14 protein-coding genes are annotated in these 21,859 nt (G+C 72.7%); 5 read left to right on the top strand and 9 right to left on the bottom strand.

From position 1 onward, the window contains the following. Positions 1–110 precede the first annotated feature (110 nt). The 4 genes from WMF45_RS50055 to WMF45_RS50040 form a co-directional block, all read right to left on the bottom strand. Positions 111–1,400 (bottom strand): DUF1552 domain-containing protein, encoded by a 1,290-nt coding sequence (locus WMF45_RS50055; RefSeq protein ID WP_437714424.1) that lies wholly within the window; start codon positions 1,398–1,400, stop codon positions 111–113. A gap of 100 nt (positions 1,401–1,500) precedes the next feature. Next, positions 1,501–2,829 carry a DUF1552 domain-containing protein gene (locus WMF45_RS50050; RefSeq protein WP_437714422.1) on the bottom strand — a complete coding sequence of 443 codons (1,329 nt, stop codon included), beginning with the start codon at positions 2,827–2,829 and terminating at the stop codon, positions 1,501–1,503. A gap of 51 nt (positions 2,830–2,880) precedes the next feature. Beyond that, on the bottom strand, positions 2,881–4,584 hold the full coding sequence (locus WMF45_RS50045) for a DUF1592 domain-containing protein (RefSeq protein WP_437714420.1): 1,704 nt from the start codon (positions 4,582–4,584) through the stop codon (positions 2,881–2,883). 713 nt (positions 4,585–5,297) lie between these two features. Further along, complete coding sequence (locus WMF45_RS50040; protein ID WP_272096779.1) at positions 5,298–5,840, bottom strand: inorganic diphosphatase; 543 nt, start codon at positions 5,838–5,840, stop codon at positions 5,298–5,300. A gap of 279 nt (positions 5,841–6,119) precedes the next feature. Between WMF45_RS50040 and WMF45_RS50035 the strand changes: the two genes are divergently transcribed. Beyond that, positions 6,120–7,628 carry a hypothetical protein gene (locus WMF45_RS50035; protein WP_437714418.1) on the top strand — a complete coding sequence of 503 codons (1,509 nt, stop codon included), beginning with the start codon at positions 6,120–6,122 and terminating at the stop codon, positions 7,626–7,628. 58 nt (positions 7,629–7,686) lie between these two features. Here the strand turns inward: WMF45_RS50035 and WMF45_RS50030 are convergent, their stop codons facing one another. The 3 genes from WMF45_RS50030 to WMF45_RS50020 form a co-directional block, all read right to left on the bottom strand. Next, complete coding sequence (locus WMF45_RS50030; RefSeq protein ID WP_437714416.1) at positions 7,687–9,018, bottom strand: phosphoribosyltransferase family protein; 1,332 nt, start codon at positions 9,016–9,018, stop codon at positions 7,687–7,689. Between the two features lie 141 nt (positions 9,019–9,159). Continuing rightward, positions 9,160–10,365 carry a hypothetical protein gene (locus tag WMF45_RS50025; RefSeq protein ID WP_437714414.1) on the bottom strand — a complete coding sequence of 402 codons (1,206 nt, stop codon included), beginning with the start codon at positions 10,363–10,365 and terminating at the stop codon, positions 9,160–9,162. Positions 10,366–10,526: 161 nt separating this feature from the next. Next, positions 10,527–12,521 (bottom strand): DsbA family protein, encoded by a 1,995-nt coding sequence (locus WMF45_RS50020; RefSeq protein WP_437714412.1) that lies wholly within the window; start codon positions 12,519–12,521, stop codon positions 10,527–10,529. Positions 12,522–12,691: 170 nt separating this feature from the next. On the opposite strand from WMF45_RS50020, the gene WMF45_RS50015 reads away from it, so the two are divergent. The 4 genes from WMF45_RS50015 (at position 12,692) to WMF45_RS50000 (ending at position 19,229) form a co-directional block, all read left to right on the top strand. Beyond that, positions 12,692–13,978, top strand: a complete 1,287-nt coding sequence (locus tag WMF45_RS50015; protein WP_437714410.1) for a GNAT family N-acetyltransferase — start codon at positions 12,692–12,694, stop codon at positions 13,976–13,978. Positions 13,979–14,056: 78 nt separating this feature from the next. Then, positions 14,057–16,912 carry a DUF4175 family protein gene (locus tag WMF45_RS50010; protein ID WP_437714408.1) on the top strand — a complete coding sequence of 952 codons (2,856 nt, stop codon included), beginning with the start codon at positions 14,057–14,059 and terminating at the stop codon, positions 16,910–16,912. Further along, a complete protein-coding gene (locus WMF45_RS50005) occupies positions 16,909–18,480 on the top strand; it encodes a hypothetical protein (RefSeq protein WP_437714407.1) in 1,572 nt (523 codons plus the stop codon). The genes WMF45_RS50010 and WMF45_RS50005 overlap by 4 nt, the downstream gene beginning before the upstream one ends. A 143-nt stretch (positions 18,481–18,623) precedes the next feature. Beyond that, the gene (locus WMF45_RS50000) at positions 18,624–19,229 is read left to right on the top strand and encodes a hypothetical protein (protein ID WP_437714405.1); all 606 of its coding nucleotides are present in this window, start codon (positions 18,624–18,626) and stop codon (positions 19,227–19,229) included. 100 nt (positions 19,230–19,329) lie between these two features. Here the strand turns inward: WMF45_RS50000 and WMF45_RS49995 are convergent, their stop codons facing one another. Next, the gene (locus WMF45_RS49995; RefSeq protein WP_437714403.1) at positions 19,330–20,811 is read right to left on the bottom strand and encodes a sigma-54-dependent Fis family transcriptional regulator; all 1,482 of its coding nucleotides are present in this window, start codon (positions 20,809–20,811) and stop codon (positions 19,330–19,332) included. Positions 20,812–20,867: 56 nt separating this feature from the next. Then, positions 20,868–21,710, bottom strand: a complete 843-nt coding sequence (locus WMF45_RS49990; RefSeq protein ID WP_437714401.1) for an MBL fold metallo-hydrolase — start codon at positions 21,708–21,710, stop codon at positions 20,868–20,870. Between the last annotated feature and the right edge of the window lie 149 nt (positions 21,711–21,859).

Below are 21,859 nucleotides of genomic sequence, written 5' to 3'. Positions count from 1 at the left end.
ACGGGGGTCGACGGCGGCGTGCGCCCGGGAGAGCGCAGGCGCCCGGGCGCGACGCGGCGGTCGCGGGGAACCGGAGAGAGCGCGCGCCGGGAAGGGGCGCGCCGGCCGCCTCAGTTGCCCGTGAGGCCCGGGAGCGGCGACTTGGACCGCAGGTTCGGATCGCCGAAGCCGGAGAAGTCCGTGACGCCCATCGCGTCGCACAGGCTGAGCAGCACGCGCTCGTGCCGCTCGCCGCTCTTGATGTACCGGCCGCCAGGGGCCGTCTTCAGATAGCCGCCTTCACCGCTCGCCAGGACGAACTTCATCTCGTTCTGGTTGTGGTTCGGCGAGTCGCCCATGTCGCGGCACCACGCGATCAGCGTGTTGTCGAGGAGCGTCCCGGAGCCGTCGGCCTCCGGGATCGCCTTCAGCTTGTTGATGAGGTCGACGAACCGCTGCGACAGCCACTTCTCCAGCTTGATCAGGTCGAGGTGCGCCGGTGCGCCGGTGTGGATCATGGCGCCGTGCTCGTCGCCCTTCAGCCCGATGTCCGGGAGATCGACGTTCATGGCCTGATCCGAGCCCCACTGGATCGCGCCGACCCGGGTGATGTCGCACGCGAACGCGCCGACGAGGAGATCCATGTGGAGCAGGTTGGCCTGGAGCGGGTTGGCCGGATCGGTGGAGGGCTTCGTCGGCACGCTGCAGCCGCCGGTCTGGCCGGACGACGCGTTGGACAGCCGCTCCTCGACCTGCCGGATCGAGTCGATGTGCAGCTCCAGCTTGTACTTCTGCTCGGAGCCGAGGTTCCCCTCGAGCGCCTTGATCTCGTTCTTGAGGTGATCGAGGACGCTCTTGCGACGGCGCAAGAGATCGTCTGACGACGTGTTCGACGGGATCGCCGAGCCGAACAGGGTGGAGTAGGCGGACGTCGGAGAGGCGATGCCCGGCAGGTTGTCCTTGCGATAGTACGGCGATCTCCCGCCGCTCACCGTGCTCTCGGCCCCCAGCAAGAGCGAGGGGATCTGCGTCTTCGTGCCGGCGGCGATCAGCTTGTCCGCGATGAACTGGTCGACGGAGATCAGCTTGGCGGGGTCGCTGAAGCCGAGCCCCGTCAGGGCGTCGGGCGCGCCGTGGTTGTTCCCCGGATTCCCGCTGGGGAGGCCATCCACGAGCACGACGTGCTGCTTCACGTCCGCGAGCGGCGACGTCGACTCGCTGAACGTGGGGGTCTCGCCGGAGACGCTCGTGGGCTTCCAGATCGATGGCGCGGTCCCCATCGTGCAGAACAAGAGGAGCCGCTTGGGCTTCCGGCCCGGCGCGGCCTCTGCGATGGAGTCGAGGAAGGGGTTGAACAGGAAGCCGGCCCCGACGCTGGCCCCCAGCCCCTTGAGGAAATCTCTACGACGATGACTGCGCATGAACGACCCTTTCACGCTACCGATCTCGCGCCAATGGAGCTCGCCGCGACAGGTGCGTGGGGGCGCACCTGTCGCGGCGAGCGGCCTCGCGCCCTCGGTGTCAGGTCGCGGCGATGCCGGGGAGCGGCGACTTGCTGCCCAGAGCCGGATCCCCGAAGCCGGAGAAGTCCGTGACGCCCATCGCGTCGCACAGGCTGAGGAGCACGCGCTCGTGCCGCTCGCCGCTCTTGATGAACCGGCCGCCGGGGGCCGTCTTCAGATAGCCGCCGTTGCCGCTCGCCAGGACGAACTTCATCTCGTTCTGGGTGTGGTTCGGCGCGTCGCCCATGTCACGGCACCAGGCGACCAGCGTGTTGTCGAGGAGCGTCCCGGAGCCGTCGGCCTCGGGCGTCGCCTTCAGCTTCTTGATGACGCCGACGAACTGCTGGTGCAGCCACTTCTCGAGCTTGATCAGGTCGAGGTGCGCGGGGGCGCCGGTGTGGATCATGCCGTTGTGCTCCTCACCGCTGAGCCCGATCTCGCTCAGGTTCGCGTTCATCATCTGATCCGAGCCCCACTGGATCGAGGCGACGCGGGTGATATCGCACGCGAACGCGCCGACGATGATATCCAGATGAAGCTGGTTGGCCTTCAAGCCATTGGTCATGTCGCCGGTGGGCGTTCCCGGGACGGAGCAGGCGCCCGTCCCTCCTCCTCCTCCTCCTCCCGGGGTCATCGTGTTCGAGAGCCGCTGCTCGAGCTGGCGGATCGACTCGAGGTGCAGATCCAGCTTGTACTGCTGCTCCTTCCCCAGGTTCCCCTTGAGCGACGAGAGCTCTTTCGTGAGGTTGTCGAGGACGCTCTTGCGCCGCTTCAGCAGGGCCTCGGCGGCGCCGTTGTCGTTGCTGCCTTGGTTGTTGGACGGCGTGAAGCCCGTGAACACGGTCGAGTAGGCGGACGTGGGGGAGGCGATCGGCGACAGGTTGGTCCCCTTGTAGAACCCCGTCTTGCCGCCCTCGACGGCGGCGCCGAGCAGGAGCGAGGGGATGGGCGTCGACAGCCCCTTGCCCTTCAGCTTCTCGACGATGTACTGGTCGACCGAGATCAACCCGTAGGGGCCGTTGCTGTAATAGCCCATCCCGGTGAGGCCGTCGGCGGAGCCGTGGTTGTTGCTGGGGCTCCCGCTGGGGAGGCCGTCCAGCATCACGATGTGCTCCTTCACCTCCTCGAGCGGCGAGGTGGACTCGCTGAACGTGGGGGTCTCGCCGGAGACGCTCTTGGGCTTCCAGATCGAGGGGGCCGTCCCCATGGTGAAGAAGATCAGGAGCCGCTTCGGCTTCTTCCCGGGAGCCGCGTTGGCGATGGAATCATAGAAGGGGGAGAACAGAAGACTGGCGCCCAGGCTGGCCCCGACACCCTTGAGAAACTTCCTACGACTATGGCTGCGCATGACCGATCCTTTCACTCGCTACCGATCTGTTCTTGGGTTGCAGCCGTGGGGTCACGGGCCTTGAACTCTGCGGGTGAAGTGCGGCGCGCGCGTCAACGCGAGCCACACGCTCTTGAGGCGGAACTCGTCCGCCGCGGCGTCCTGCTGGACCGTCTCGTACGTGCAGCCGTCCTGCTCCCAGGTGCCGCCGAACGCGTAGTACGACCAGTAACGGACCATGCACGCCTTGACGTCCTCGCTCGCCGCGAGGTAGTCGGCCAGCTCGGTGGCACCATTGAAATTGAAATCTTCGCCGCTGGGCGGCTCGAAGACCGTGCCGGTCACGTCGACGGGGATCCCGTTCTCGTCGTTCCGCCACCGACCGAACGTGTCGTAGTGCTCGAAGCCCACGCCGATCGGGTCCGTCTGCTTGTGGCAGTTCGCGCAGAACGGCGCCTGCGCGTGCTGCTCGACCATCTCGCGCGTGGTCGCCGGGGTCTCGAGGGGCTTGACGTTCGGATCCACGCCGGGCGGCGGGGGCTCGAGCGGCTGGCAGAGGAGGCGCGTGCGGACCATCTTGCCGCGCTGGGTCGGCGAGGACAGCTTCGCGCCGCCATGCCCCGTCAGGAAGCTGCCGTGGGCCAGGATGCCCCCGTCGCGCTGCCCCGGGGTGAGCGTCACCTTCGTCAGCTCGGTGCCCCCGGCGCCGTTGATGCCGTAGTGCGCGCCCAGGCTGGCGTTGATGAACGTGTAGTCCGCCTGCAGGAGGTTGGCGAACGTGCCGTTCTGGTTGAACGCGGTGTCCACGATGAGCGCCTGCGTCTCGGCCATCATGTCCTTGCGCATGGCGTCCGTGAGATCGAAGAGCGTGTTGTCCTTCACCGCGGTGACGAGGCGGTTCAGCTGGAGCCAGCCGCGCATGAACCGCATCATCTCCTTCTCGGCGAGCGGCCTTGTCGCCGAGTCCTCCAGCAGGCGCAGCGCGTGCTGGGCGATCTGCTCGCTGGTCAGGTTGGCGCCCTGGGCGGCGGCCGCGTCGGCGGCCTGCAGCAGCGCCTCGTCCGGCATGGTCCCGGTCAGCAGGTACGAGAGGTTGCTCGCGATCTCGTGCGGGGTGAGCTCGTAGACGCCCGAGCCGTTCGCCGCGGTCCCGATCTCGTGGCGGTAGAGGAAGTACGGCGACTGCAGCATGGCGCCCACGACCACCTTGGCGCCGTCCTCGAACGACTTCTCCGCGCTGAACAGCGCGTCGTAGGACGCCACGCGCTCGTCCGTGAGCTTGTCGCGGAACGCGCGGCGGCCGAAGTCGCGGATGAACTCGGTCCGGCAGCTCGCATCCAGGGTCCGGCACGAGGCGGAGGTGATGCTGGCGAGCTTGTTCGTCACCGCCCAGTCGGCGGTCGTCTCGGCCCAATCCATGATCTGCTGGGCCGTCAGGTCGCGAATCACCAGCGCGTTCGCGTCGGCCGTGAACCCGAGCACCTGCGGATCGTTGAAGATGCTCGGAAGGGCGACGGACTGGTCCTTGAACAGATCGCGGACAGTGGCCTCGAATTGATCCACCGTCAGGCGACGCACCACGCGCGGGCCCGGGGTGCTCTTGTCCGCGACCTCGCAGTGCGACACCTCCGGGATCTCCGTGTGCATCTCCGGCGGGTCGCCGGGGCCCCCGCCGTCGCCGCCGCTGCTGCTGCCGTTGCCGCTGCCGTTTCCGCTGCTGTCGCCGCTGCTACCCGTCTCGGAGGGCGTCCCGTCGGGGTTTCCGAGGTTGCCCAAGCAACCGAGCGGACCGGCGAGGAGAAGCGCCACTGCGGAGTAGCGGCGACACGCTTTCGCCGAAACTAAGCTATTAAGCGTGCTCATCATTGCTTGAGAAAAGCTGATGTCTCTCATATTGTCAAGCCCCGATCAAGCGGTGTCGCCTCGATAATCCATGCGCATACACGCGCGCTTCAATGGCCTGTCACCGAATCGTCCGCGTCATTCGTGTTGTTTGCGTTGACTGTGTTCGCCGCGTTCGAATCGTTTTCAGCGTCGTTTTCAGCGTCTTCAGCGTATTTGCCCTGCCTGCTCGCCTGTATGCGTCATGGTGGGCCCTTGGTGGCTCTCCCCGGAGCGAAGTCGAGTTCGACGCTCCGCGTTGAGCCGACTCACGGTGTCACCCGCCACGCCAGAGAGCTCGACCTCCCACCGGATCCAAGGTCGAACCGGAGCCGCTGGATCGCCGGGCGCGCTTCGACCTCAGGGCTCTGGGCGAGCCGCTGGGCAAGGCCTTCGTCGTCCATGAGCGTCGAGAAGCGATCCACAGCCGGCGGTAAAGCAACCCTCGTGCCGAGTGTTCTCGCGGGGTTACCCGGCGCCGCTATGCCCGGTTTCTGGATTTTTTCGAAGGTTACGAGGGGTGGACGCCGAGGGGTCCAGGAAGGGCGATCCACCGCATCCGCGATCCATCCGTGCGCCGCTGCAACCCGGCCCCCAGGCCAGCCGCGTCAGCCCTTGGACCAGGCGCTGATCGAGCGATAGCTCGCCACGGACTCCTCGATGACCTCCAGGGCGCGGTTCCTGTCGTACATCGTATCTACCTCTGCGAGCTTGTTCTCGAGCGTCTTGTAGTCGATGAAGAACCGCATGAGCTCCTTGGTCACGTGCGGCGGCAGCTCCTCGTGGGTCAGGTAATGGGCCACGGAGGGGTCGTCCACGGCGACCGCGATGATCTTGTCGTCGACGCCCTTGTCGTCGCGCATGAAGAAGCCGCCGATGGCGCGCGCCCTCACGATCGTGAGCGGCACGACCGGCTCCTGCATGATGACGAGGACGTCGAGCGGGTCGCCGTCGCCCGCGTGCGTCTGCGGGATGAAGCCGTAATTGGCCGGGTAGTGCACTGACGAGTAGAGCACGCGGTCGAGCATCAAGAGCCCGGTCTTCTTGTCGAGCTCATACTTGCACTTCGATCCTTTCGGGATCTCGATCACCACCGGGAAGAAGTCGTGTCGGCTGTCGGGGAGCAAGATGTCGTGAAGCGGATGGGTCATTGAATCGTCCTGGGCTTTCGCCCCCGCCCGGGAGGCGGACGAGGGGCGCGCAGGATACCAGGAGTTCGATTCGGTGAGATCGGGGTCCAGACACCCCCGCATTCCCGCTCTGGAACGAGAGGAGCCACGCCGCCGCCGGGGCCCTCCCGGCGCGGGCCGGCGGGGGCGCAGGACCGACGCTGGCGAGCATGGGCAAGGGCGGTCGCTCGTGCGATGAGCTAGCGCGAAGCCGCCGGGGCAGACTCGCCGGCGGATCTCCGGACACCAAGCGCGCTCCCCATGAGACCGTTCCCCACACACGCCCGAGCCGCGCGACCCGAGCGAGCGCCCGCGCTGCGACGCAAGGCGCCCTGGGCGCTGGTGGTCCTCGCCCTGGGCGCGGCCCTCGGCGGCCCCCCCGCGGCAGCGGCGCGCGCGGCGGACGCGCCGTCGGCCAGGCCGCCCTCGCCCGTCGCGAGCGCGCAGGCCGGGGCGCCCCCCGACGACAGCGCCTCGGTGGCCGCCGCCCCGCCGGCCGAGGGCCGACCCGTGGTCTCGCCGGTGCAGCGCCCGGGCGAGCGCGATGTCCGCGATGTCCGACAACGCGCTTGCTCCTTCACGCTGCCCGTCTGCGTGCACGCGCCCGCGGACGTCCCCGGCGCCGCCCTCCTCGAGAGCCTCACCCACCTGGAGGCCGCGATGCGGACCTACGACGCGCTCGGTCTGCCGCGACCGCTCCCCGATGGCGCGCGGGGGGGCGGCCCTGCGTACGATCTCTACCTGGAGCCTGGCCCGCGCCGCGGCCCGATGCGCGTGGGGCACGATCTGCGGGCGCTCGGGGAGCGGTTCGACGCCGCGAGCGCGTTTGCCATCATCGCAGCGCCGGAGCGCGGCGGCGGGTGCGCGAGCGCGTCCGACGCGGCCTACGCGCTCGGAGCCGCCGTCGCCATGCGCCTCGACGCCGGGGCGGAGGAGGGCGCGATCGCCATGACGGCGAGCTACCTCGCCGCCATCGCGGCGCCCTGCGCGGCCGAGGAGCTCGCCGCGGTCGACGCCTTCCAGCGGGCGCCAGAGCGGGCGCTCACCGGCGCGGCGCTCGGCGCGCTCGACGGCGGCCTGCTCTTTCCGTGGTACCTCGACGACGCGTACGGCACCGGGACGCCGGCGCAGGTCGCGACGTCGCTGCTCGCCATCGCGGCGCAGTCCACGCCCGCGGGCGCGGCGCGCTTCCACGCCGAGCCCGACACCTTCGACGCGCTCCGGGCGTCCCTGCGATCTCGCGGCGAGGACCTCGACGACCTGCTCCTCGAGTTCGCCATCGCGCGAGCGTTCGTTGGCAGCCGCAGCGACGGCGCGCACCTCTCCGACGCCGGGCGCTTCGGCGATTTCGGCCGGGTTCGCTTCGAGTGGTCGCTGCCCTACGCCACGCTCCCGCGCCGGGTCGCGCCCCTGCGCCCGATCGAGCCGACCGGCGCGACATATCTCTGGCTCGATCTCTCGGCGGAGAACGCGGCCGCTCGGCCGGATCTCAAGGCGGCCGAGATCACCTTCGTGGCCGACTGGGAGCTGCCCGCGCTGTTCCGCTGGGCGATCGTGAAGGTCGACGCGCAGGGCGCCGAGGCCGGCCGCGTCGACGTGGCCGGCGTCTTCGGCAGCAGCCGCGCGCAGCGCACGGTGGTGGGGCTCGACGGGCTCTCGGGGCTGCTCGTCGTGGGCGTCAACGCGGGGAGCATGATCCGGAGCCTCCCGTTCGATCCCGACGACGCGCCGTTCATGCCGCACGCGTACACGGTCTGGCTCTCCAGGTAGGCGCCGCGCCTGCCGGCGCGCGCCGGCAGGCGCCGGCGGGCGGCCCGCGGCAGGCGCGTCACGCCCTCGCCTCGGCTCCTCGCGCGATCAGGTGCTGCGCGAACCACTCGCCGGCGAGCCGGGCGACCGCCGCGAGCGCGCCCGGCTCCTCGAACAGGTGCGTCGCGGAAGGCACGACGGCGAGGCGGCGCGGGCCCGCGAGCTCGTCGAGGGCAGCCTGGTTCAGCGCCAGCACCTCGGTGTCCGCGCTGCCCACGATGAGCAGCGTCGGCGCGCGCACCATCGCCAGGGCCGCGCCCGCGAGGTCGGGCCTGCCGCCGCGCGACACGACGGCGCCCACGGCGCGCGGCCGCGCCGCCGCGGCGATGAGCGCGGCCGCCGCGCCGGTGCTCGCGCCGAAGTAGCCGACCGCGAGGTGACGGAGCTCGGGTCGCGCGAGCGCCCAGTCCGTCGCCCCGATCAGCCGCCGCGCGAGCAGATCGACGTCGAAGCGGAGGTGGGCGCTCCGGCGATCGTCCGCCTCTTCCTCGTCGGTGAGCAGGTCGAAGAGCAGCGTGGCCAGCCCCCACCGCCAGAGCGCCTCCGCGACCGAGCGGTTGCGAGGGCTCCTGCGGCTGCTGCCGCTGCCGTGCGCGAAGATCACGAGGCCGCCCGCCCTCTCCGGGATGGCGAGGTCCCCGGGGAGCGCCGCCGTCCCAGCCTCGACGAAGAGGGGCCGCTCCGCCCCTTCCGGCCTCGGGACCTCGCGCCGCGCCTCGGCGAGCAGCGTGGCGACGGCGTCGTCCGACGTCTGCGAGAAATCCTCGTAGTAGGCGCCGATCGCCTGGAGGCCCGGGTCCTCCTCGATGCAAGCGATGCCGTCGACCTCGCGGCGGAGCGACGACAGGCTCGACGGCGCGGCGACCGGCGCGGCGAGCACGAGCCGCCTCGGCGAGCGCTTGCGCAGGTCGCGCAGCGCGGCCCGCACGGTGCCGCCGGTCGCGATGCCGTCGTCCACGACGATCACAGTCCGCCCCTCGACGCGGGGCATCGGCCTGTCGCCCCGGTACCGGCGCACCCCGCGCTCCACCTCGGCGGCCTGCCGCTCCGCGATCTCGGCGAGCTGCGCCTCGGAGATCCCCAGCAGCGCGACGAGGCCCCGATCGATGTACACCTCGCCCCCCTCGGCGATCGCGCCCACGCCGAGCTCCGGCTGCCCGGGCGCGCCGAGCTTGCGCACGATCCACACATCGAGCGGCGCGCCCAGCGCGCGCGCCACCTCGTAGCCCACCTCGACGCCGCCGCGCGGTAGGGCGAGCACGAGCGGCGCCTCGCTCCTGTACCCCGAGAGCAGCTGCGCGAGCCTGCGCCCGGCGTCCCTGCGATCCTCGAACAGCTTCGCTCGCCCCATCGCCCCCTCCCCTCACGTCCCCTCCTGCGACCCCTTCAAGAGCGGTGCCGCGGGCGCGCGGCGCGGGCTCGGCCGCGCGCGACGCGAGGAAAGGCGGGGGTTGACCGCGATACGGGCAAGGCCGCGCCCGTCACCGCCCCATCAACCGAACAGGCTCCACTCGTCCTCGATGAGCGAGAGCGCGTTGATCAGCTCGACCGCGAGCTCGCGATCGAGCCACTCGTCGATGCGCTGGCCCGCGGCGATCGCGCTGAAGCCGGCGCGTGGGATGCGCTTCGCGAGGTGCGAGAGGCACGAGCCGGTCCGATCGAGGCGCGCGACCCAATCGGTGTCGCGGTAGGCATATCTGGCCTGGTGGAACAGCGAGTCGCTGAGCGCCGAGATCCTGTCGCGCACGACGTCGGCGGGCTCGGCGCGGGACGCGATCGCCTCGCGCACCTCGCCGATGGCGCGCAGCACGAGGCAGACCGGCGCGCCCGGATGGAACGAAATGCGCTTCGGTGAGAACGTCAGCCCGTCGAGCGCAAGGAAGTACCAGGCCTGCGGCGAGGACACGCGATAGAGGTAGGCGGCGTTGCAGGCGTCGGCCGCCCTCATCGCGATCTGCCAGGCGCCTTGCTCGTCGATGCCGTCCTGCTCCGCGGGCATCCCGTCGATGCGCCCGATCCCCGCGCCGCTGGCGAGCGGGTCGGCCCACGCCATGACCAGGACCGAGGTCGCGCACGACCAGCTGCACAGGAGGCGCGCGCTCGCCTCGGCGGACACGCGCCCGCTCGGCGCGATCCAGACGAAGCGCCCCTCCTTGAGATCGGCGCGGTACTCGTGGAGCGCGGCGCCGTGGCCTTCGAGCTGCTGGAAGAGCTCCTCCCCCCGCGCCGCCCAGCGCTGGGCGAGGGCCTCCTCGGCGCTCTCGGACGGCGTGTCGTCCCAGTCGAGCTCTGGCGGCCGCGGCGGCGAGAACTCCACGTCGTCCGCTCCGCTCTTCGCCTTCGCGTTCCGGGGTCGGCGCTTCGGCGGCGCGGCGCTGGCCTGCTCGCCGGCACGCGCTCTCGCGGGGCGCATCCTCGGCGCCGCCGGTGGCTCGGCCGCCGCGCGCTTCCCCGGCGCTGCCGGTCGCTTCGCGACGGAGGCCTCCACGAGCGAGGTCGCGCCCTTCGCCTTCCTGGGCCTGGCGCGCGAGCTTGCGGGCGCCCGCTCCTGCCCGTCGCGCAGCGCGGCCGGCGGGCCCGCCTTCGCGCCCGCGCGCTCGACCGCCTTGCCATGACGCCGCGCACGCGCGGATCCGCTCGATGCCTTGACGGTGCGCCTGGGTTCGGCCGATGTCCCTCGACCGCGCGGTTTGGGCATTGCGACAGGCTATCACGAGCTCGAAGCGCGATATCGATGGAGGCGGCCCGGGAAACGCACATGGTGAGCCGAGCGCCAGATCGCTCGGAGCGCAGGTCCTGGAGCCCGGAGCCGGAGCGCGCGCCGCCGGGACGCGCGTGTCGCGCGCGTTCAGGTCGCGTTCAGTTCGCTTCGCCGAGGGCGCGCCGAACTACCTTCTTGAATTTCGCGAGCGGCTGGGCTCCGCTGACCAGGTAACCGTTGATCACGAACCCGGGAGTCCCGGTGATGCCGGCGCTCCGCGCGGCCTGCGCGTCGGCCTCGACGGCGGCGCGATGGGTGTGCTCGTCGAGCGCCTTTGCGAAGCGCGCCGCGTCGAGCCCGAGGCTCTTGGCGTGCTGCTCCAGGGCCCCGCGGTCGAGGTTCGAGGCGTCGCTCACCTTGAAGAGCAGGTCGTGCATCTTCCAGAAGCCGGCCGGCCCTTTCTGCGCGAGCGCTTCCATGGCCGCTTCGGCGGCCAGCTGCGCCTCCGGGTGGAAGGGGAGCGGCAGGTGGCGGTAGACGACACGGACCTTGCCCGGGAACGCCTTGATGAGCTCGTCCATCGTGGCGGCGGCGCGCGCGCAGAAAGGGCACTGGAAGTCGGAGAACGCCTGGATGACCACCTTGCCCGTGGCCGCGCCCTTGCTGGGGTGGCCCTTGGGCACCGGCGGCACGGACACCTTCGGCGGCGGCGCCGGCGGGGCCGCCTGCTTCTGGATGGCCTCGTACACCTTCGCGCGCGGCGTCCCGGCCACGACCATCGCCTCCGCCTTGGCGATCTCCTCGTCGATGATCGCCTGGAACTTCTCTATCGGCTGCGCGCCGACGAGGCTGCGGCCATTGATGAAGAAGTGCGGGGTCCCCTGGGCGCCGAGATCGTCGGCGAGATCCACGTCGGCCTCGATCTTGGCGGCGTGCTTGTGCGAGGCGACGGCGCGCTTCACCGCGTCGACGTTCAGCCGGAGGTCCGCGGCGACGGCCTCGAGGGCGGCGTCGTCGAGGGCGGCCTCGCCGGCGAGGAGGCGATCGTTGGCCTGCCAGAAGGCGTCGTTTCCCTTCTGGGCGCGGGCCTCGCGCGCCAGCTCTGCAGCGGGCTCGGCCCGGGGGTGGAACGGGAGCGGGTTGTCCTTCCAGACGACGCGCAGCTTGTCGCCGTACTGCGCCCTGAGCTTCTCGACCGTCGGCGTGACCCGCCTGCAGAACGGACACTGATAGTCGCTGAACAGCACCATCGTGACGAGCGCCGTGTCCGCGCCGCGCACGGGCGAGTCCCCGACGGGCACGAGGTGCACCATGCTGCCGTCGCCTTCCTCTTCGGCGTCGTCGGGCTCCTCGGCAGGAGGAGCGAAGTTCTTCTTCGCGAGCGCCGCGTAGATCTTCTCCGGCGGCGTCCCCTCGGCGCGGAGCGCCTGCGCCGCGGCGAGCTGCGCGTCGATGATCTCCGCGAACCGCTCCGCCGGCTGCGCGCCGACGAGGAGGACGCCGTTGATGAACGACGCCGGCGTGCCGTTCACGCCGAGCCGCCCGGCGAGCGCCATGTCCGCGTCGACCTTCTGCGCCGCCCTGCTCTGCTGGACGAGCTGCTGGATCTGGCCGGGGGTCACGCCGGCCCGCCGGAGCGCGTTGCCCTGGACCTCCGGCGAGAGCCGCTCGTCGGCCGTGAAGATGGCGTCGTGAAACGCCCAGAAGGCCTTGGGACCCGCGTGCGCGAACACCGCCATCGCGGCCTCGGCCGTCGGCCGAGCCTGCTTGTGGAAGGCGAGCGGGAAGTTCTTCCACACGACCCGCAGCCGCTCCGCGCCGTACCGCTGCTCCAGCTGCCTCAGCGTGCCGCCCAGGTGCTTGCAGAAGGGGCACTCGAAGTCGGAGAACACGACGATCGTCACGGGCGCGAGCCGGCTGCCGCGCGCCGGATCCGCGCGTGTCACCGGCACCGGACCGGGGTCGCCGTCCGCGACCATCACGTCGCCATCGAACGTCGCTCCCGGATCCGCGGCTGGGCCCGGCTGCCGCGCGGAAGCGCCGCTGCTCTTCGCCTGCGAAGCGTCTGGAGGGGGCGGCGGCAGCGCGGAGCTGCAAGCCAGGGCGAACAGCAACGAGAGCCAGGCGACGGCGGCGATGGCGCGGCGAGACATCGCGCGAGTGTACTCCGGTTCCGCGATGACGCCTTCGCCGCGCGGGCGTCGCTGTGCCCAGCGCGGAACGCCTCGCCGCGCCGCCAGGCGCGATTGACGCCCTCGCCGCCTTCGGCCATGACGGGCGCGGCGCGCCGCTCTGCCGCGCCAGGAGAGCGCACGGGAAAGCCATGGAGAAGGTCTACAGCGCCGCCCGCGTCCATCCGGAAGAGCACAGGGACGTCCTCGCGCAGCTCTGGAAAGAGAACCTCGCCCACGGCGAGGTGTCGCAGGAGCTCGTGGAGCGGCGGATGCGCTGGTTCCAGGAGCAGAACCCGGCCGGCCCCCCGCGGACCTGGATGGGCTTTCACGGACCGGAGCGGGAGATCATCGGGAGCGGCTCGTTCTACCCGCGCGACCTGGTTGTCGACGGGCGCAAGCTCAAGGCCGGCGTCCTCGGCGACTTCGGCGTGACCAAGGCGCACCGCATCGCGGGGGCCGCCATGAGCATCCAGCGAGAGCTCGCGAGGGGCTGCCGCGACGCCGGGGTCGATTTCGTGTTCGGCTTCCCCAACAAGGCCTCATTCCCGATCTTCCAGCGCGCCGGTTACAAGAAGATCGCCGATTCCATCATCTGGGTCCGGCCCCTCATGGCCGCGTACAAGCTGAACGAGCTCGCGGCCTCGTCGGCAGGCGAGCAGCGGAGCACCGTGAGCGCGGTGGTGCAGCGGGTCGCCGAGCGGGCCGCGTCGGCGGTCCCCCACCCTCGCTGGCGCGCGCTCTGGGAGGCATCGGAGCCGGGCGCCCCGCCCGCCCCGCTCGCGCAGGCGCTGTCGACCGCGGCGGAGCGCGCCGTCCAGCGGGCGACGGTGAAGCCGGACAACCTCCTGGTCCGCGCCGCGGGCAGCGCCATCGACGCCTCCATGGCGCTCCGGGACACCGCCGCGCTGCTCGCGAAGGGGAGCCGCGTGCGCACCGAGCTCGTGGACGCCGCCGATCACCGCTTCGACGGGCTGTGGTCGCGGGCGAAGCCCTGGCCGGTCGTCGGCGAGCGGAGCGCCCAGTTCCTGAACTGGCGCTATGCGCAGCTCGGCAACGTCCGATACCGCTTCTTCTGCATGCTCGACAGGCACGACGGGCGGCTGCTCGGCTACGCCGTCTACTCGGTGCGGAACAACAAGGTCGAGATCAGCGACCTGTTCTGCGAGGACAGCGGCCCCACGTTCGACGCCCTGCTGCTCGAGTTCTGCCAGGCGATGCGGCGAGAGGGGCACGTCTCCGTGGGCATGCTCCTCGTGACGCCCCCTTCGTTCAGCGCCCGCCTGCGGGCGCTCGGGTTCTTCTCCCGCCCCCACCCGCCGAACGTCGGCTCGCGGTGGCTCATCGTCCACCTCGATCCCGCCTTCCCCGACGAGCTGCGGCGCGTGCTGCTCGACGCGGAGAGCTGGTTCATGACCGACGGCGAGCTCGACGTCTGATCGCCCGGGCTCCCGCTTCCCGGGGGATCCCACCGATCCGCTGGACCACCTCCTCCCGCCGGTTACCCTTGCCTCTCCATGGATAACGAGGCGCCGGCCCTGTCCATCGCGCGGCTGCGCTCCGTCTGGGATGCGGAGGTGGGCCCCTCCGCGCGCCGCGCGCTCACCGCGGCCGCTTGCGCAGGGCTGTTCGGCGCGGCGCATGTGGCGCGCGTGGGGTCGCCGCTCGCCCGCGGGCTCGCGGGCGCCGGGCTCGCGCTGCTGCTCGCGGCCATCGCCGCGCGGGCCATCCTCATGCGGCGGCGGCGCGGCGACGCCCGGCGCACGGTGCGCGAGATCATCGGCCGCACGGACGAGGCGCTCGGCGCCGCCACCCTGCGGGCGCTCACGCTCGCGGATCGCGCCGCGGCCGACGATCGCGTCGGCTCGCCGGAGCTCGCCGGCCTGCACCTCCGGCGGCTGCTCGGCCGCGCCTCGCAGGCGCGCGTCGTCTCGCGCGCGCGCCAGGCGGCGACGCGGTGGGCGAGCGCGGGCCTCGCCCTCGGCGCGGCGGCGCTCGCGGCGGCGGCGATCGAGCCGTCGCGCGTCGTCGAGGGGCTCGATGTCCTCGCCGCTCGCGGCGGCGAGGCTCCCCTCGATCTGCCGTGGATCGAGGAGGTCGAGATGACGGCGACGCCGCCCGATTACCTGCACCAGGGCGCGGAGGAGCTCCTGCCGTTCGCCCCGACGATGCAGCCCCGAGGGACCGTGATCACGGTGCGCGGCCGCCCCGTCCGCGCGGGGCGCGCGCTCGTGCTCACGGACGGCGGCGCCGAGGTGCCGTTCGTCGACGACGGCAAGGGCAGCGTGGTCGCCCGCTGGACGCTCGGCGAGTCGACGACCCTCCAGGCGGCCGCGCGCTTCGGGCAGGTGCGCGTCCGGCAGGCCGACGCGCAGCGCGTCGTGTCGATCCCGGACGACGCGCCGCGCGTCACGCTCGAGGGCGCGCCCCGCACGGTGAAGCTCCTCGACGAGCCCAGCATCCCGCTCCGCTACGAGATCACCGACGATCACGGCCTGCGCGAGGTCGATCTCGTCCTGCGCGCCGGAGCGAAGGAGGAGCGGCGGGTGCTCTCGCGGCCCGCGGCGGACGCGAAGGTCGACCGCGGAGGCTACGAGCTCCGGGCGCGCGATCCCTTCTTCCGCAGGACGTACGTGCCCGTCGAGGTGCGGATCGAGGCGCGGGACAACGATCCGATCGAGGGCCCGAAGTGGGGCAGGAGCGAGGCCATCCTGGTCGTCCCGCCGCAGGTGGGCGAGCCCGAGGCGCGGCGCTACGCCGCGCTCGTGAAGGCGCGCGACGCGCTCACGGATCTGCTCGCCGACCGCATCGGCCAGAGGACGCCGGAGGCGGGCGGCGCCGCGGCGCACGCGGCGCACGAGGCCGAGGTGCAGGCGACGGCCAAGGCGGCGGTCGAGGCGGCGCTCGCCGCGGATCACGGCGGGCTGCGGGTGCGGGGGCGCGTCGCGTCGCTCGCCCGTGGTCAGCTGGCCCGGCTCGACGCGGCGCTCGCCGCCGAGCGGAAGTCGACGACCCGCGCGGCGCACCAGGAGCTGCTCGACGAGACCGAGGGCGCGCTGCTCGCGTTCGACGCCGGCCTGCGCGGCCTGGGCCACCGCGACGCCCGGGCCGTCGCGCAGCGGCTCGCCGACGTCGCGGACGAGGCGGCGGCGGCGGCCGAGCTCCTGGGCAGCGGCGACGGCGAGGGCGGCGAGGTCCGCCTGGAGGCGGCCGTCACCGTGCTGGGCGGCGGGGGGGTCGAGCTCGGCAAGCTCGGCGAGCTCGGCCTCGACCTCGGCGAGATCGTCGCGAACGACCTGCGCAGGATCGCGCGCGCCCGCGGCGCCAGCGACTGGCTGCACACCGAGCTTTCGGCGCGCGACCTCGCGGCGCGGCTCAGGCGGCCGGAGCCTTCGTTCGGCGGCGGCGGCCGCGGCGGGGTGGAGTCGGGCGCGCCGCGCGGGCCTGACCCCGGGGACGCGTCGAACGCCGACGAGAGCGTCGCCCAGAGCGAGCGGGATCTCGAGGAGCTCGCGCGCGATCACGCCGCCGAGACGAACGCGGTCGCCGAGGAGCTCTCGCGCGCGTCGCGGCCCGAGGAGATCGCGGCGCTCCGGGAGGAGGCGAAGAAGCACGCGGAGGCGATCCGAGAGGCCGTGCGGGACCTGCCGCAGCCGGGCGCGGCGCCGGGCTCGGCCGAGTCCGCCGCGGCGGCTGGCAGGGAGCAGGCCGAGGCGATGGCCGGCGCGCTGGAGCAGGGCCGCCCCGAGGAAGCGGTGACGAGCGGCCGGGGCGCGATGCGCTCGCTGGGCGACGCGAAGCGGCTCGGCGCGCAGGCCGGCGGCTTCTTCCCCGAGGAGCGCGCCGCGCGCGAGGCCGGCGAGGCGCAGCAGGCGCTCGCCGAGGAGCTGGCCTGGGCCGAGGAGGCGCTGCGCAAGCTGCGGCAGGCGGCGGCGGAGCGGGCGCGGGACGGCCTCGGGAAGTCGAGCCAGCGCGAGGGGTCGCTCGCCGACCGCGCGCGCGATCTCCGCAAGCGGGGCGAGCGCGGCGACGGCCGCATGCCCGAGGAGATGCTCGATCGCCTCGACGAGGCCGAGCAGGCGATGCGCGACGCCCAGCGCGCCCTCGCCGAGGGGGACGGCGAGGGCGGCAACGAGCGCCAGCGCGACGCGCAGCGGCTGCTCGAGATGTCGCGCAGCGAGGACCAGGGTCAGGACAGCGACGCCGAGTCGGAAGGGGATCGGAGCATGGCGAGGAAGGCCGACATCCCGGACAAGGACAAGCACAAGGGCCCCGAGGAGTTCCGCCGTCGCGTGCTCGAGGGGCTCGGGGGGACCTCGGAGCCGCGGCTGCGAGAGGCGGTCAAGCGTTACGCGGAGGGGCTCCTGAAATGACGCGCACAGGCGGTGGGGCGGCCCCGGTCACGGCGCGGCGCGGGGCGACGGCGATCGCGAGGCGCGGCCTCCGGGCGGCGATCCTCGCCGGGCTCGCGACGGCGTCGGCGACCGCGTCCGGCCGCCTCACGGTCGGCGATCTCGATCGCGCGGCGCGGGCCCGGGCCGCGATCCTGGAGATCGACGTCCCCGCGGCGCGGGACGCCCTGAAGGACGCGGATCCGGCGGACCTCGCGCTCGCGCTCGAGCGCGGTCGCCTCGCCATCTACGAGGGCGACTGCGACGCCGCCTCGGCGATCCTCGCGCGCCCCGATCTCGCGGCGACGGCCGAGGGCGCGGCGCTCGGGGACATCGCGCGCGGCTGCGCCCGGGCCACCGCGGCGACCGTCGTCGTGAACGACGAGGAGCGCGGCGTCTGGGTGCGGCTCCAGGACGACGACGATCGCGCGCTCGTGCCGCTCCTCGTCGACGTCGCGGCGAGGACGCGCGACGTGCTCGCGAAGGACCTCGGCGTCGAGCTCCTCCGGCCCCTGCGGATCGATCTCGTCCGCGATCAGTTCACGCTCTCCGCGATGACGGGGCTGCCCGAGGAGGCGGCGCGGACGACGGGCACGGTCGCCATCGCCAAGTGGGGGCGGGTGACGATGCTCTCGCCGCGCGCCACGCCGAGCGGCTATCCCTGGCTGGACACGCTCGCGCACGAGATAACGCACCTCGCCCTGTCGCGCGGGACGCGCGACAACGCCCCGCTGTGGCTGCAGGAGGGCGTGGCCAAGCGCGAGGAGGTCCGCTGGCGCGAGCCCGACCCGCTGGACGACGTGCCGTCCGCGGACGCGATCGCCTTCCTTGGCATCCAGAGGGGGCTCGGGCGGCCGCTCGACAAGATCGGCCCCTCGATCGCGATGCTCCCGAGCGCCGAGGAGGCGGCGGTCGTGTTCGCCGAGGTCGCGAGCTTCATCCGTTACTGGACGAGGGAGGCGGGCGACACGGCGCTGCCGCAGCTCCTGCGCCGGCTCAAGGACGCGAGCAGCGACGCGGACCTCGAGCGGGCGATCGCCGAGATCTCCGGCGCGGACCTCGCGGCCTGGGACAAGCGCTGGCGCGCCTACCTCGCCAGCGTGCCGGCCGACGTGCCGCCCGACCTCGCGCCCGGCGCCGACATGCCGCACCGGCAGGAGGTGAGCAAGCGGGTGCGGCTCGGCCAGCTGCTCCATGACCGCGGCCACCACGCCGCCGCCGCGGTCCAGCACGCGCGTGCGCAGGCGCTCGCGCCGCACGAGCCGGCGGTGCGCTGCTTCCTCGCCGCCGCCCTGCTGGCGTCGGGCGAGCGCGCGAGCGCCTCGCCCCTCGTCGAGCGGGTGGAGGACGTGCACAGCCGCTACGGCCGGTGGTGGTCGCTGCACGGGCTGCTCCACGGAGGCCCCGACGGGGACCGCGCCTTCTCGGCCGGCACGGCGCTCGACCCGCTGAACCCCGACGTGGCCTGCGAGGAGAAGCTGCCGCCCGATCTCCCCGGCGACCCCCTCCGTTCGGCCCTCTGCGAGGCCGCGCGCCGCAGGGCGCGCTAGCCCGTCGCCTCCGAGATCCAAAAAAAGACGGCGAGCCGAGGAAATAGCGCCGCTCGACGCAATGGCGCGCGAGCGGCGGTTTGTTCGCGAGCGCGCCCGCTCCGGATTCCGTCGCGCCGGAGCGCGCTCCTACGGTGCGCGGGATGCCGAACCCTGGTCGCATCCCCTTGATGATCGCGCTGGGCCTCGCCCTGCCGGCCCCGGCCTATGCCCACGGCGCGCAGCGCGCGCCAGAGCCGCGTGTGCACAGCGAGTTCAGCGCGTCCTCCGTGGTGGCATTTGGCCTGACCCCCACGGCAGGCATCGGCATCTCGCCCGCTGCCGCTCTCCGCTGGTCCGACCTGTCCCTGTCGCTCGAGGCGCGGGCGATCGTCGCGCTGGGCGGCCCTCCGAGCGATCTGCCGAGCGGCGGGCCACGGCGCATCAGCGCCGGGCTGGGGGTCATGTCGCTTTGCAGGCACCGGGACGGCGTCTTCCTGTGCAACGTCTTCCAGCTCGGCGCTGTCCGCGCGCCCGCCCCGGAGAGCATCACCCAGACGGAAAGCGACGTCCTCTGGCTGCTCACCTCCGGCGCGCGCGGCGGCGCCGAGTGGCGCATCGCGCGGTACCTCCAGCTGCGCAGCTTCCTCGAGCTGCACGTCGTCCTGGCGCGCCCTCTGCTCTCGGCCGGCCCGGCCGCGAGGTGGAAGACCTCCGCCGTCGCGGCGATCGCCGGGATCGGCCTGACGTTCCCTGTGGACCCGGGGTGAGGAGGGTCGCGCCTGCGCCCCGTGACCCACGCCCCGCGCCTCCTCGGGCGTCGCGCGGCTCAGGCGTCGGGCCGGAGGAGGTCGCGCGCTCCGCGCGGCCTCAGTGCTTCGCGCGGAGCGCGCGCGCCAGGGTGTTCCTGCCGACGCCGAGCCGCTTCGCCGCTTCCGTCTTGTTCCCCTCGCACGCCCGGACCATCGCCTCGACGTAGCGCCGCGTCACCTCGTCGAGGGTGAGCCCGAGCGGCAGCGCCACCCGCGCGTCGCCCTCGGGCGCCGCGGCGGCGTGCGGCGGGGCGCCTTCACCCCGGCGCGTCGGGAGGTGCCCCGCGGAGATGCGGCCGTCCGGCGCGAGGGCGATGGCGCTCTCGACCCAGTGCTCGAGCTCGCGCACGTTGCCTGGCCACGTATGCGCGCGGAGGTGGCGGAGCGCGTCCGGATCGAAGCGCGGCGACGGCCTGCCGTACCTCGTCGCATAGACGTCCGCGAAGTGCCGGGCCAGCGTCTCGACGTCGTCGGGGCCGCGCTCGCGCAGAGCCGGCAGATCGATCTCGACGACCCGCGCGCGGTAGTAGAGGTCCTTCCGGAAGCGCCCCTCGGCGACGGCGCGCTCGAGGTCGCAGTGCGTGGCGCACACGACGCGCACGTCGGCGCGGAGCGACTGGCGACCGCCGACGCGCTCGAAGGAGCGGTCCTGCAGGAAGCGAAGGAGCTTGCCCTGGATGTCGAGCGGCAGGTCCCCGAGCTCGTCGAGGAACAGCGTGCCGCCCTCGGCGAGCTCGACCTTGCCCGGCACGCGCCGGTCCGCGCCGGTGAACGCCCCCCGCTCGTGGCCGAAGAGCTCGCTCTCGACGAGCTGCGCCGGCAGCGTCGTGCAGTCGACGGTGACGAAGGGCTTCGTCTGGCGCCGCGAGTTGACGTGGATCGCCCGGGCGAACAGGCTCTTGCCGGTGCCTGTCTCCCCGCGGAGCAGCACGGTCGCGTCGGTCTGGGCCGCGAGCTGGACCTTCTCGTACACGGCGGCCAGCCGCTCGCTCCGGCCGACGATCCGGTTGAACGGCCCCTGCAGCACGACCCCCGGGCCGCCGCCCTCGGCGGCGCGGAGCGTCGTCAGCGAGAGGGCGCGGGCGAGCTGCGTCGCGAGGGCGACGAGGTAACGCTGGTCCTCCTCGTCGAACGGCGCGCCCGCGCGGTTCAGCAGCTGGACGACGCCGCGGACCGGCGCGGCGCCGTCCTCGCGGATGGGCGCGACGAGCATCGAGCGCGTCGTGTAGCCCGTCGCCCGGTCCGCCGACGGATCGAAGCGCGGGTCGCGCGAGGCGTCGTCGACGCGCACGACCTGCCCGGTCGTGGCCACGTGCCCGGCGATGCCGCGCTCGAGCGGCTGCCTGAGCGAGGGGAGCTCGGGCAGCAGGGCGACGCGCGTCACGAGATCGCCGCGCTCGGCGTCGACTAGCCAGATCGTCGCGCGGTCGGCGCGGAGCGCCTTCGCGAGCCGCTCGCACGCCGTGCCGAGGAGGGCGTCGAAGTCGACCTCCCGGGCGAGGAGGGAGGCGAGATCGACGAGCAGCGAGAGGCGCGACATGGATAGCGGAGCAGTATCCAGCATAGAGGGCGCCGCGCTTGTCGTCATCCGGGTCATCACGCGGCCCGCGCGAGGGCCTCGACGTGGATGCAGAGCCCCTCGCGCGCGGCGACCGAGGCAGGGAAGAGCTCGCGGGAGAGGCGCTCGATCTCGGCGACGCCGGCGTCCGTCCGCTGCGGGTCGTGGTGGAACAGGACGAGCTTCCGCGCGCCGCACGCCCGCGCGATCTCCGCGCCCGCGACGTACGTCGAGTGCCCCCAGCCGACCTTCGAGCGCCCGCCGTCGCCGCGGTACTCCTCCGGGGTGTACTGCGCGTCATAGATGAGCACGTCGGCGCCGTCCGCGAGCGCGCGCAGCGCCGGATCGACGCAGGCGTAGTGCTCGGTGTCGGTCGCGTAGACGACGCTGCGGCCCTCGTGCTCGACGCGGTAGGCGAGGACGCCGCCCGGGTGGTTGAGCTTGGCGATCCGCACGTGCACCTCGCCCACATCGAACGCCTCGCCCGGCCGCGCCTCCCGCACGGCGATCTGCGCGCAGAGCTCGTCCATGCGGACGGGGAAGCTCGGCGCGGCCATCTGCGTCGAGAGCACCTCGCGGAGGCTCCCGACCCCGTGCGCGCTGCCCACGAACGACAGCCGCGAGCTCGGCAGGTACGCCGGCACGAAGAACGGCAGGCCCTGGATGTGGTCCCAGTGCAGGTGCGACAGCAGCACCGTCGCCTCGACCGGTCCCTCCCGGAGCAGGGCATCTCCGAGCTTGCGTACGCCCGTCCCTGCATCGAGGATGATCCGCGACGCTCCGCAGCGAACCTCCACGCAGCTTGTGTTTCCGCCCACCGCAGCCGTCTCCGGCCCAGGCGAAGCGATGCTCCCGCGAACTCCCCAGAACTTGATCTCCATCGTTGTTGCGAGCCTCCTCGGCCCTCTTCAGCGAGCGGCGTGCCAGGAGGCAGGCCCTTGAAATCGTTCCGCTTTTCTGCCGCGCCCGCGGAGGTCGATCGAAGTTGCAGCGCGAGGTCCGGATCGCCGCTTCAGAATGGAGCGCGTCG

Source organism: Sorangium sp. So ce448, from assembly GCF_051520915.1.
GTDB classification, from domain to species: domain Bacteria; phylum Myxococcota_A; class Polyangia; order Polyangiales; family Polyangiaceae; genus Sorangium; species Sorangium cellulosum_B.
The sequence above is the reverse complement of the archived record's forward strand: the minus strand, read 5'-3'. Positions and strand labels throughout refer to the sequence as shown.